Here is a 13,208-nt window from a genome sequence, read left to right on the forward strand (position 1 = left end):
CCAGCAGTCAACGCGCAGACAACGCGAGCGTGCCAGCGACCCACTCTACAAGGCAAGACCGATGGAATCCGACTGCTTCAGCCCAAAACTACACTCTGGACTCTGAAGAGCCCCACAGTAGGCTCATTCATGACTCGTAGCCGTGTCGTGATGAACGCTCCAAGAACATAAATCACAACACGGCTACGAGCCACCTCTATTTAATGTCATCAAATATTTAATGTCATCAAAACAGATTTTCTCACGAACCGCGGAGAGTCCCCAAAATACTATTCCATGCGAACCAACGGCAGAGAGGTATACTACGTTCAATGCTAAATATATTCAACTTCAGATTGCCCGTTTTGCGATCTATTTGATTCCGTCAGCTCAAATACGGAAACCTTATTTTGAAGCCAAAGCCCAGCAAATTCCTTCAGCCGTTCGGACAAAGAATACTTCTCCAACTCCAAAATATCGAATGATGTCGCAGTGGAACGAGCATCGCGAAGGCGTTCAAATAGTCCATTGGCACCTTCAAAGCTCCGTTCAGCATTTGAAACGCGAGGGACCACTTCTGATCTAGATAGTCCAATCAAAAATGTTGTCTCTATAACACTCTGTGAATTTGATAGATCAATGGAATTTCCAGTATAGAATCCCGTGTATACCCCACGAGAATGCGTCCAATGATTACCCGATTCGATCGTTTTCCAAAACTCATTCAAGAAAATCTCAGACAACTCTTCAGAAAATGCCACGGAATCTTCAAAACCATCACGATGATCTGTATGACCAATAAACATCATCAAGCTGGCCAGCGATGTACTTTTCACATGGAGATATGATAAGTCACCAAAATCGAAAAACACATCACTGAAAGCCATGCCACTCTGCAAGCAATGTTCAACAATTTCCTTCGGTGACATGATTCCAGAAATCATCACATCAGACCGATAGGAGAAATCCAACTCAAAGAAGTGCCGCAGATCGTCCGCAACCTCAGTTGCGATTGCTCGAAATAGCGGCATCCATGTCGACCAGCCCTGATCATGCTGGTAAACGCTCCCCGGCCAGGCTAGGCTCTGCCCAAAAAAGATCATGCGGCACGCCGAAATCCACTGTGAGCTACCACGTTCAGCAATGGCCAATTTGATTTCAACACTATGTACTTCAGCGATAGTCTCCCGATGCGCCTCAACGCCCGAAGACATGAGTTCCAACCAAGGTCTGGTCGAGTAATGGAATTCCATCGATCTAGGTTTATCCATTCCATCAAAGGCGAACTGAACACAAGTGCGGGAGAGCTTGCGTAAAAAAGCCGGTGAAATTGTCGAAAAATAGGCGCATCGTGCAATAAATGCGACAACACTTGTTCGACCGAATAACGACCGCTTGCGCCGCTCGTCCAACATTGCCGTTAGTACGCGCTCAGACCCGCGATCGACGCTTTTGTCTTCAATCTGCACAGCCAATTGAGCAACCACATCCCACTCTTCCTTTGCAACTTTAGGAAGAAGGGTTTTCGCAAGCTTCTCTGGCGTATCATGAACTCGCGTAAGGTGGAATGCAGCAAAGTACTCCATAAATGTGCGATGGGTGAATGTAAACAAAGGATCACCGTCGGCGGTCGTCCCTGCGTCAGAAAATACCCACGCGCGGCCCTTACAAAAGTCCACAAACTCAGTTGCAGCCCGTATAGAATCGTCAGCTGTGTCGAAAGCCCTCCCCCGAAGATAGGAGGCCATTTCCTGAACCAGTTTATCGTAGTCAACGCCCGTTTCAACGTCTTGCGTGTCAAGCATCCAGAAAGCTACGTGTTTGAGTGCGGCGTCGACGTGAGCCCGCGCCTCAAGCGGTACCACAATGTCACGATGACCATCCCATTTTTCGAAGAGAAGGTTGGCGCATTTTTCATATACGGCCGGCCGATTTCTTGGAATAAAGTTCTCGCCTCTGAATATAATGCACATGAGCGACAACATCAAAGGGTTCGAACGCAAGTCCGGCACCGACTGGCTTTGCGTCATGAAAGATTCAGTGAGCTTTCCTACTTCGCCATCACCATAGTCATTCTGGCAAGCGAACCATTTATGAACGTAATTTCTTACATCGCGTTCCTCGAAAGACGAAATCACACGCACTGAGAAAATCTCGGCATCCAATTTTGACTGATTATATCCAATCCTCCGTGAAGTTACCAAAATTCTGGCAAGTGGATAGAGCAAACCAAATATCTCGACAGTTTGGCTCACCAATCTGCGCTTAGTTGTATCAATCAATTCATCTAGTCCGTCAAAAATTACGGCGGCCTCACCGGTCATAAGCAAAGCTTCGACTAGCCCTTGTGGAGCCGGGAATTGATATTTGCTACTTAATTGCTGTTCGATATATTGAACTATATTGAATTCGTTAGAAACCTGTGCATATTCTCGAAGGGTTACATGAAAGGGAATAATCCCTTCATCGCTCCCGGCCCAATGCATAGCTATATAGTTAGAAAAAGTTGACTTTCCGCCGCCAGGATCTCCCAGAAGAATGGTTCGATCTATCGTGGTTCGAAAGCTATCAAAATCGAGATTCGATCCATCATTATAGTTTTGCGGTCCACCAACAGAGACATTTGGCAGCACATAGAGTTCTGCCATTGGAAATTTTTGATTATTATCAAAATCTGGCGGCTGAATGAAACCATGAACTCGCGAACACAAAGTTCTGTACGTTGAAATCCATCGTTGTCGGCTCTCGACTGTGCCGGGCGTCATGGTTTCTGATATTGCGGTAAGATTTTTATCTACGTTTTCTAAAACCGCCGTTAGTCTTTTAAGAAGAGCGCCCTGTTGGAGACTCACCAGTGATCCTGGGTTTTTGGTTCGAATCTGTTCAAGGATGGAGACTGACGCCTCCTCTAAGGATGAGATAACATTGTTGCAAAAGAATTCGCAGTCGTCTTCGCTGGACTTAGAAGACAACTCACTTTCAAGGATTATTCTCATGGACAATTTTGTTGAATCAAGGAGATCATGGCTATGATCGGTAACTATGGCAAGGAACATTTGCTTAATCATTCCCCGGAACGCCTGACTATTTAGCGCGTGCTCGACGTCAGTGGCCGTAATCCCACCGCGCATGAACGTTGCAAGGCGGACGGATGAAACCGAAGCAGCCACTGCCTCGGCGTCGAGTTGTTGAACTGCCATTGTCAGGGTATCGCTTGCTCGCTGCTTTTTTCTGCGCGAATGTTCACCAGCCATGGCTGATGCCTGGATCACACATTCAAGAAGTACCGAAACTAGCCCAAAATCTATTGCCATGACCGTCCATCGTAATAGGTATGTCGATATTAGATAGGGTACAGATCGTGGTCCCATCCTCGAGGATTCTAACAGTTCCTTTTGACAAACTCTCCCTCACATCAAGCGTGGATTCGGTAGCATGGGTAGCGTGGTTGATCGGATTGTCGATATGGGGCCCGGGATCACAGGGACCCACTTTTGCAAATCCTCATCCAGGAAGCCGGGGGCGTGATGTCAAGCAAATTGGGACTGCGAACGGATGACGTCATGTGGCGACAATTTCGAGGAAGTCGCAACGCAGAAAATTGCCTCAGATTCACGTGGTCGCTGGTTCGATTCTAGTCCGGGGCACAAAAGGGCCTCTGACCTGCAATTTTACTGTTTCAGCCGAGCGCGTCGAGGGGCCAAATCACGTTATTGAACGAAAAGTTGGTCACGTTTTTGACATTTTCGGGGCCTAATCCGACTCCATTTGACGTCACGATTTTCAATCTGCGGACGGTAAATCGGCGGAAATCCGCGGTTTTTTCATACCCGGGTGGCTTGAAACCGTCGCAACCAAATATTGGCCCTCAGATCGCCGTACGCAGGGCCCTGGCACAAACCCCCCTTCAATGCCCTTAGTCAACCGGGCTCCTGAAGAATTCGAGCAGAGCTATCGTGAGAAACAAGTCGGCTCGTTACCCGAGGGGACACCCGCAGGGCGGCGACAAAATCTCTGGGAAAGTCCACAGCTTAAACGCAATTTCTGGATGGCCTCGATTATCTCCACGTACGCGAACCAGAAGAGCATGTCCTGGCCGATGAGTCTTCTGAAATTGCATTCAATCGCGCTAGAGAGTTCGGCCGTTAGCAATTGTCGTCTCCCGCGCAGTGCGCCCCGATCCATGAGCAGCTCGGGCGCATAATCCAAGCGAGGTCGCGTCGAGGTGGGTTGTGATTGACAGTTCGATCACACGCCGGATCCGGATATGAGACTCGACCAATAACACGCAGAAGGCGACGATTGAACCGACAGTAGCCCAGACATCCAAACCAGAAATGCCAGGCTCCACGATGGCCGGAAAGGCATATATGGCGATCGTAAGTGGGAGGATGAGACCGCATGACAGCCGAAGGTCGGTCCATAATTTTACCAGCTCACTGTCAGTCGGACCGTCGGCATAGCTAGATGGATAAGGCCCCACGGCCTCACGGATAAAGATTTTGTATGCAGCGGGTCTATCCACACTCTCTAGGTCCGAGTAGTCTGCCACCTCCGCCATCTCCGACTTCAGGCGGCGCACGGTGGCTTGCGGCACGTACAGCGACGTCCAAAGACGTCGCACGACATGCCAATCTTCTGTGTTCACGTGTAGCGGCGCCCATAAAACGACGCGGCGCGCCCATAAGACGGCAAATCCAGACGTAAATCCACACCACCATGACCCCAAGAGCGCCGAGAGCACCAGCGCAAGTAGCAGCCACCCGGGTATACTGATCGAGCTCAGAAGAGGCCAAAAGGCGGGCGCGATCCACTTCTGCGGTTGCGCAAATATAGGCCAGCGAGTCAGTATTATGAGTGCACCTAGGAAAGCCAACAATAGGCCTGTTGGTATTGATGACCGCCAATACCTGAATTCTTGAACCATCTCCATAAGCTTGTCAGTCATGCAGCACTCACCTTAAGAGAGACCGAACTTCTTGGACCACGCGTGGGTAAGCGCGTTGTGAAGTACCAATGTTCCCTGAACATTAAGATCTACGTCATTTCGCCGGTGATAGAAGACTAAATATCTCTCTCCTCCGTTGTCGAAGAGATTTCCGAGAGCTCCCGCAAAAAAGAGCAGGCGAAGGAATTCATCCGCCTTTGTCTCCAGTCCTGGGAAATGCTTCTGCAATGAACGTCGGTAATCACCTCTTGTGAACCGCGAATCCTCCATCCATTTCAGAGCCTGCAGGGCAGCCTCTGCCTCTTCGCGGCCACCTTCGTAGCCAGCAAACTCACCGTGGAGCGCATCGACAAAGTACTTAGTCGAGTACTGCAAGACTCCCTCTCGGATAGTCTCGATGGGCAGTGGCTTGACCGGAGTAGGATCCAAATGCATAGAGGCTAAGCGGATGTGTTCCATGAGCTGGAGGATGTCACGGGGTGTATGCCGCGTTAGATTGAGAAGGTATTGCAATCTCGAGGGATTGCGTTGTCGAACACCTCCACGACCCCCAACAGGAGAAATCTTTTCAGGGAAATATGACAGCACGTCTATTGGTCCATCGCCCCGCTCCTGACCGGATTTGCGGTTGATTAGCTGGATCAGAGGCGACGATACCCCGGCCGCACCAGACAGGACGCGCCAATCCAGATCAAATGCGAAGTCACGCATTTTATGGGCGTCTGGCAATACCAAAGAGATACGCGAAAAGATGTCATTTCGGATCAACAACACCACCGATCCAGTGGCCCTAGCTTCCATCAATTCGATGTTGATTTCATAGGCAGCTTGCGCTAGACCAGACAGCGACTCGTCATAGGCTGCATCGTTGAGGAAAATGGAATCTAATCCATCCAAAAGTAGGATATGCCGATTTGGCGAGGTCAGCGATTTCGCCCAGCGTTCAAGATACGGAAGTAGGGTGTAAATCCCGAGCTCCCGTCCGCCTTCCTCTTTGAACAAGGATCCTACCTGGCTGGTTGGAAAGGTGAACTTCGCGCCATGCGCCTTTAGTAGACTGTGGCCTGAGTCGGCGGCCATAAAACCGAAGTCGCGAAGGCCCTTAATCACGCGCCTAATGTCACGGATCTGAGAAATTTTGGTTTCAGGATCGCTCAGCGCGACGTCCAGATAATTACTGAGGAGAATGAAGCGCCAAGCATTTCTCGTGCGGACGGCACCCTGTGGCTCACCCGTCTTCAATTGAGGAATCTCGGCCAAAGGGAGATGAGACGCGTTTTTCATGCGCGCGAAGTAGCGGCCCTTCATGCTGGTCTTCTCGATGTACAGGCCTAGCGCCGATTTTCCTGTGCCCTTCGGTCCCAGAATAAGGTTGACTTCCCCGCTGACTACTCGATCAATTGCGCCGTTCACGTCCACGTAGCTCTTGATGAAGTCCTCGGGGTTTGACCTCAACTCATGGTTGGGATCACTCTTTCCGAAGTACAGCTTCGTGAATGGCGTCTGATCCATGGCTCCTCGTTCGTTTGCTTTCTCGCATGTGACGATAGCACCACACAACTGTTATGTTCCGGAACTGGGCCGAGGGTGAGGCCATCTGCACTTATACAGCGCCCTGAACAACGCAGTTCGTTGAAATGCGACGGCCCGCTCTCAAAAATCGGTGACATGCCGCCTACCATGTCGAGGAACCTGCAAACGGCCATCAAACGGCGTCTCCGGCACTGTGCTGCAGGGCCTCGTCACGTTTTTGCTCACGTTTTTGAACGACAACACACGCCAATCCATGGCATACCAAAGGGGCACTGTCGTCCCGCACTACCCCGGAACCCGGCGGTTTTTGGCGTGTATCGAAGACTGTTGACATGAGGTTCCTGAGTTTCTCTTGGTCGTGGGTTCAATTCCCGCCCGGGGCACCCAAATGTGGCTCTGACCTGCGGTTTCATTCCGCGGGTCAGAGGCGTTTCAGGCCAAAAACGGCCCAAGTCACGTTTTACTCACGTTTTTGAACGAAAACTTGGTCACGTTTTTGGCTAGTTGCGGGACGGAAATAGGTTCGATTTATAGTCACGTTTTTCACTGAAAGCCCCATATTTTTCATCGTCCATTACTGGCGCTTTGGCAGTAAGAGTCGCCAGTCGGCGCGCTGCACACCCAGCAAATTTCCCTCGCCTCCAGAGTCATATACCCATCGGACATCGAACCAAATCACAGCGGTACATGGTCCATCTGAACGGCATTCGATCACACCGGACCACCTTCAGGGGACCAACACTTCGGAGAGGTTCTACTGTCCCCAATAATAGGCAGCGAGACCTGCACTGAATCAGCCCAAATCCCATGATTCAACCCAGACGCCAGTCAGCCGAACATCTTCCGGAGGTGTCCCCATAGCGCGTCAATTCCGTTACGCTAGTCAGCACGTTTCATGGCGCCAACTTCGCCTATGCCCGACCCGGCAGACAAGCCAACTGGTAGGAATACGACCGGCCTACCCCTTCGAATTGTTCCCCGCCGACCAAGTCAAACGCATCCAAGTCAAGGATTGTCCCAAGGCGCTAGTTCGCGACGGGAACAGCAAGACCCGGTTGACGCCATCTCGTCGCATATGATGCAAGCCAAAGAACCTTTAACGTATGGCCCCATGAACACGGGCGGGAATGGGGAGTAGTGGCAGGTAACAACAACGCCAATTTGGTGTGGAGCATCGCGAATATTCTGCGGGGAACCTACAAGCCGGCACAGTACGGGTCGATCATTCTGCCCTTCACCATCCTTCGCAGGCTGGACTGCGTCCTCGACGACACCAAGCAGGCCGTGCTCGATGAACAGGCAAAGAAACAGCACCTGGGCATCCCCCTGGATACCTTCCTGGAGAAGGCGTCCGGCCACAACTTCTTTAACACCTCAAAGTTCAGCTTTGACAAACTGCTGGACGACCCGGCGAACATCAAGAGCAACGTGCTCAGCTTCGTCCAAGCGTTCTCTGAGAATACCCGGGACATCTTCGAGCGTTTCGAGTTTGAGAAGACTCTAGAGAAGCTGGACCACGCGGATCTGCTTTATCACGTGGTCAAGGACTTCGCCGGGATCGATCTCCACCCAGACACCATCACCAACATTGAGATGGGCCTCATGTTCGAGGAACTCATCCGCCGCTTTGCTGAATCCTCGAACGAAACTGCCGGTGAGCACTTCACGCCGCGCGAGGTCATCCAGCTCATGGTCCGCCTCCTCATTGACACCGAAGATGACGTGCTGACTAAGGACGGAATTGTCCGCAGCATCTACGACCCCACCGCTGGCACCGGCGGCATGCTCACCGTCGCCCAGGAACACCTGCGTGAGTACAACCCCAGCGCCACCCTTGTTGCCTACGGCCAAGAAATCAACGACGAGTCCTACGCCATCTGCAAATCCGATCTGCTCATTAAGGGCCAGGACATCTCCAACATCTACGTCGGAGACACACTGGCCAACGACCAGGCAGCCGGCAAACAATTCGACTTCATGCTGTCCAACCCACCCTTCGGCGTCGAGTGGAAGAAAATCCAGCCACAGATCCTGAAGGAACACGAACTCCACGGCTTCGACGGTCGCTTCGGCCCCGGCCTCCCCCGCGTCAGCGACGGCTCCCTACTCTTCCTGCTCCACCTGATCAAGAAAATGCGCCCAGCCCACGACGGCGGCTCGCGCATCGGCATCGTTCTGAACGGTTCGCCCCTGTTCACCGGGGGCGCCGGCTCCGGCGAGTCGGAAATCCGCAAGTATCTGCTGGAGAACGACTTCGTCGAGGCCATCATCGCTCTGCCCACGGATATGTTCTACAACACCGGCATCGCCACCTATGTCTGGGTCCTGTCCAACAACAAGAGGCGGAAACAGCCCGATCGGGTGGGCAAGGTCCAGCTCATCAATGGCGTGGACTTCTTCCAAAAAATGCGCACGAGCCTCGGCTCCAAACGCAAGGAACTCGGTCTCGACGACATCGCCACCATCGTCAGCCTCTACGGAAGCTTCACCAGTGACGACGACACCTCGAAGATCTTCAACACCACAGACTTCGGCTACCGCGCCATCACCGTGGAACGCCCACTAAAGCTCAACTTCGCATTCACACCCGAACGCGTCGACGCTGTTCTCAGCGCTAAGGCATTGGGAAAGCTCGACGCCGGCACTCGACTTCGACTTGAAGCCTGCCTCCGCACCGAAACAGTAGGCCAGAAGAAGGACGTGGTCTACAAGAACCGCGACCAGTTCACCAAAATCCTCAAGGCTGCACTCGTCGCTGACAAGATCATCTTGGCGGCACCCATTCTCAAGGCGGTGCTGGCTGGCTTGTCGGAGCGCGACGACACCTCCGATGTCTGCACGAAGGGCAAAACACCCGAGGCGGATGCGGACTTGCGCGATACCGAAAACGTGCCACTCAACGAAGACATCCAGGAATACTTTGCCCGCGAAGTGCTCCCCCACGTCCCCGACGCCTGGATCGATGAAACCAAAACCAAAATCGGCTATGAAATCCCCTTCACGCGCCACTTCTACAAGTACGTCGCACCACGTTCCTTGGAAGAGATAGACACCGAACTCAACACCCTCATAGCCGAAATCACGAATCTCCTGGCCGAGGTAGAGAAGTGACGAAGTTCGAGCCATACACCGAATACAAAGACTCCGGTGTGGAATGGCTTGGCCAGATTCCAATTGAATGGGACGCACACCGTATCAAGATGTCGGTGCAATCTGCACGCAACGGCATTTGGGGCCAAGATCCTCAGGACGGCTCTCCCTCAGTTTGGTGTGTGCGCGTGGCGGATTTTGATCGCAAGTCTCACACGGTGGGGTCCGCCACACGGACAATGCGGTCGATCACATCTGACGAATTGGTGCCACGTAGGCTTAGCCGCGGTGATCTACTCCTAGAAAAGTCGGGGGGCGGGGAGAACAACCCCGTAGGTTTCGTGGTTCGCTTCGACTACGACGATGTCGCGGTATGCTCCAACTTCGTAGCCAAGATGCAGCTGCTTCCGGGAATGGACTCCCGATTTTGGACTTATGTGCATGCGACAACCTATTCGGTCCGGCTTACACAGCGTTCAATCAAACAAACGTCCGGAATTCAAAATTTGGATCAGGCGAGCTATTTCAATGAAGTTGCGCCATTCCCGCCTCCCAAAACGCAAGCTCAGATCGCTGATTTTCTTGACCGCGAAACGGCTCAGATCGACGACCTCATCGGCAAACAGGAACGCCTCATCGAGCTCCTGGCCGAGAAACGCCAGGCAGTCATCACTCAGGCAGTCACCAAAGGTCTCGACCCCGAGTCGCCCACCAAACCGTCGAGAATCCCTTGGCTTGGCGATGTGAATGCCGAGTGGCCGATTCGACCGCTGAAGGCGGTCGGAGAAATCAACCTCGGAAAAATGATTCAGCCTATGCCGAAGGCAACCGGTGACGTTCAAGCACCGTATTTACGTGCAGCCAACGTCCAGCCCGGCGGCGTGCTTACGATCGACGACGTCAAGGAAATGTGGTTCACCAAACGCGAGCTTTCCTCGTTGGACGTTTTGGCGGGCGATGTCGTGGTCGTGGAAGGTGGTATTGGCGGATTCGGCAGGGCTGCTTTCGTAGACAACGACTTGGCGGGTTTTGGGTACCAGAACTCAATCAACCGGATCCGTCCCAATCAAGACGTCGACGGACGATTTCTCACCTATCTTTTGCTGACTGCCCGTCAGTCGGGCTTCATCCACGCATATTGCACGGGTGTCTCGATGCCTCATCTGACTGCCGAAAAATTGGCCGTCATCCAGGTCCCATTTCCGGATTATGCCACACAGACTGCTATTGGCGATTTTCTGGACCAACGGTTGAAATCATTCGCACAGCTGTCGTCCAAGGCCAGCAACGTGATCAGTATTCTTCAGGAGCGCCGATCAGCACTCATTTCGGCTGCTGTCACCGGAAAAATCAACGTCTTATCCAAGGAGTTGTAGCATGAGCACGGTTTTCAAACCCGTCGGATGGAAGGTTCAGGGACTCGTTGACTCTGTCGAGTCCGGTGTTGTCCAGTTGCCCGATCTACAGCGGCCCTTTGTATGGCCGAAGTCAAAGATCCGTGATCTGCTCGACTCAATGTATAGGGGTTATCCAGTTGGCGAGCTGATGTTCTGGAACGTGTCTCAGGAGGACTCATCCCGCACCATCTCCGGGGCCACTGGTCGAATCGGCTCACATCAGATCATTGATGGACAGCAGCGACTGACGAGCCTGTATGCCGTGTTTAAAGGTGCTTCGGTCAGGGATGCTGACTACAACAACAAGACTATGTCTGTAGCCTTCAATCCACTCACCGAAAAGTTTGAAGTAACTAACACGGCAATCGAAAAGTCGGCAGACTGGATCAGCAATGTGTCCGACTTCTTCGCAAACCCTTTCAAGGTGAGGAAATCCTACAAGAAGCGTTATGAGGAGGCTCGCGGTGAGCTTGGTGAGGACGAAGAAGAGTTGATTGAAGAACGCCTCGGGCATCTGGAGGGCCTTCGCAACTATGAGTTTACGGTCGTCGAAATCCAGCCCGAGGCGGATAAAAAGGTCGTTGCCGACATTTTCGTTCGGATCAATTCGGAGGGCGTGAGCTTGAAAGCATCTGACTTCATCCTGACGTGGCTCAGCGTCTTCTGGCCGGAGGGCCGGGAAAAATTGGAAGACTTCGCCAGAAACTCCCGCCTGACGACCCAACGAGCTAGCGAAATCGCAGGATATAGCGTCAAGTGGACACCGATCAATAACTTCCTCGCAGTAGACCCCGGCCAGCTCGTCCGTGTTCTGGTAGCTGTTGGACAGAATCGCGCGAAACTGGGCGACGCATACAATTCGCTTCAAGCCAAAGATCGCAGCACAGGGTTTGTTGTCGCAGAGCGCCAGGATGCCGAACTCGCAAAGCTGCGGGCCGCACTCCCTGTGGTCTTGAAAGAGCTGCATTGGACAGAATTCATTCGATGCTTGGCCGTTGCGGGCTTCAAATCTAGAAAAATGGTTACCTCGGATATGAATATCCTGTCCAGTTACGCGCTGTGGATTATGGGGCGCACCCGTTTCGGTGTGGACCTCACTGTCCTGCGAAGCCTAATGGCCCGTTGGATTTTCATGTCTCAACTGTCCGGACGCTACACCGGTAGCGCAGAAACGCAGCTTCAGAAGGATTTAGATCGTTTGACGGCCATCGATGGAAACTTGGCTGCGGACTTCGTTTCAGCACTAGAGACTGTGATTGCCGCGGAGCTGTCGGACGATTTCTGGTCGCTACGTATGCCAGAATCTCTGATCACTTCGTCGGCGGCGCTTTCACCTGCCTACCAGACCTACCTCGCAGCACTCAATATCCTAGATGCAGACATGTTTATGTTAGACAACAAAGTTCAGCAGTGGATGGACCCATCGCTCCCAGCACCGAAGGGCACCGAGGGACATCACCTCAACCCTCGCAAGTACCTGGAAAACGTGGTGGGGGTCAAGGACCTCAAGAAGATCAACCAGGTTGCCAACTTCGCTCCAACAGACTGGAGCACGAACATCTGGATATCCGATCGTGAACCCGCCGAGTACTGGCCAGCTCTGGTGGCTGAGCGTGGATTAGAAGGCGACAGGCTACGCCAACAGATGTTCTGGCATGCCCTGCCCGAGGACTGGCAATCGATGGGATTTGACGAATTCCTGCAAGAGCGGCGCATTTTGATGGCCCAGGTTACCCGTGCCGGCTATGAGCGGCTCAGAGCTGGACAATCAGTGGCTTCTCCCATCAACATAATCGCGCATGCGGCCACACGCCCGGAAACTAATATAGGTGACCTGATCGAAGCAGGTGTCTTGTCTGCGGGTGAATTTCTGTGCCCCGAAGACGACTCCATTCGAATGCGAGCCGAAGTGACTGACGACGGAGTAGTCGTCATCGACGGCCACGAGTTTTCAACTCTTGATGCCGCCGCGCATCATGCTGGGGCGGACAATGTTCCCGGGGCCGATTTCTGGCAGCTGGACAGCGACAACGATGATCAGGTCTCAATTCAGGATTTGATGAACAGAGCTTCGCGATGAACACAGTACTTGCTCGGCATGGGACGACCTACTACTTCCGTCACCGGAGCTGCGAACTAGAGGGCCATCTAGTCAGTGAGGGGATGCTCGTCATGGCCGGTTCGTCGGCGCGTAAGGACCCGAGGCCGGGAGCGCCCGAAACCATCATTCATCGCCGAAGCCGACTTCTGTTGGATGGCAC

General features: G+C 52.7%; 5 protein-coding genes. 3 read left to right on the top strand and 2 right to left on the bottom strand.

Annotated features, from left to right (window positions below):
* Positions 1–314: 314 nt before the first annotated feature.
* Both JOF48_RS04140 and JOF48_RS04145 read right to left on the bottom strand, forming a co-directional pair.
* A complete protein-coding gene (locus JOF48_RS04140) occupies positions 315–3,293 on the bottom strand; it encodes an NACHT domain-containing protein (RefSeq protein WP_209677568.1) in 2,979 nt (992 codons plus the stop codon).
* Between the two features lie 1,646 nt (positions 3,294–4,939).
* On the bottom strand, positions 4,940–6,439 hold the full coding sequence (locus tag JOF48_RS04145) for a P-loop ATPase, Sll1717 family (protein WP_209677570.1): 1,500 nt from the start codon (positions 6,437–6,439) through the stop codon (positions 4,940–4,942).
* A gap of 1,158 nt (positions 6,440–7,597) precedes the next feature.
* Between JOF48_RS04145 and JOF48_RS04150 the strand changes: the two genes are divergently transcribed.
* From JOF48_RS04150 to JOF48_RS04160, 3 genes are read left to right on the top strand one after another with little or no spacing between them, the layout of a single operon-like run.
* The gene (locus tag JOF48_RS04150; protein WP_209677572.1) at positions 7,598–9,571 is read left to right on the top strand and encodes a type I restriction-modification system subunit M; all 1,974 of its coding nucleotides are present in this window, start codon (positions 7,598–7,600) and stop codon (positions 9,569–9,571) included.
* On the top strand, positions 9,568–10,926 hold the full coding sequence (locus tag JOF48_RS19850) for a restriction endonuclease subunit S (protein ID WP_209677573.1): 1,359 nt from the start codon (positions 9,568–9,570) through the stop codon (positions 10,924–10,926). The genes JOF48_RS04150 and JOF48_RS19850 overlap by 4 nt, the downstream gene beginning before the upstream one ends.
* 1 nt (position 10,927) lies before the next feature.
* Positions 10,928–13,027 carry a GmrSD restriction endonuclease domain-containing protein gene (locus JOF48_RS04160; RefSeq protein ID WP_209677574.1) on the top strand — a complete coding sequence of 700 codons (2,100 nt, stop codon included), beginning with the start codon at positions 10,928–10,930 and terminating at the stop codon, positions 13,025–13,027.
* The last annotated feature ends 181 nt before the right edge of the window (positions 13,028–13,208 follow it).

The organism is Arthrobacter stackebrandtii, from assembly GCF_017876675.1.
Lineage (GTDB): Bacteria > Actinomycetota > Actinomycetes > Actinomycetales > Micrococcaceae > Specibacter > Specibacter stackebrandtii.